Annotated in this window: 1 protein-coding gene; it reads left to right on the top strand. The window is 54.1% G+C overall.

Annotated features, from left to right (window positions below; translation table 11 throughout):
* The coding region (locus SB719_RS19565; protein WP_412159654.1) for a nucleoid-associated protein at nucleotides 1–170 on the top strand (170 nt) is incomplete at its 5' end.
* Nucleotides 171–292: the final 122 nt, after the last annotated feature.

Genomic DNA, 292 nt, shown 5'->3' with positions numbered 1-292 from the left:
CCCTTAATCAGTATCGCCGATACACCGGCCGGGCCGAGGGAATGTCGATCAGCTTCGAAGCCCATCTGCTGGGCAAACGCGTCGAGTTCGATCAGGAATGCGCCAGCCTGACCATCAAAAACCTGCCGACGCAACTCATGAATCAGCTGAAGCGTTCTGCTGAAGCCTAAAAGCTTTGCGCCTCGGAATCATCTCGCCTGTTGCTGCATTACCCGACCGAGCAGAGTCGCTGCTGAGCGGATGACAAAATTAGGTCCCCATAGCCCCAAACGATTGTTCCAATGATTGTTAG

Source organism: Pantoea sp. SIMBA_079, assembly GCF_046940275.1.
Taxonomy (GTDB): domain Bacteria; phylum Pseudomonadota; class Gammaproteobacteria; order Enterobacterales; family Enterobacteriaceae; genus Pantoea; species Pantoea borealis.
Note: the sequence above shows the minus strand (reverse complement) of the source record. Positions and strands in the feature narration are given on the sequence as shown.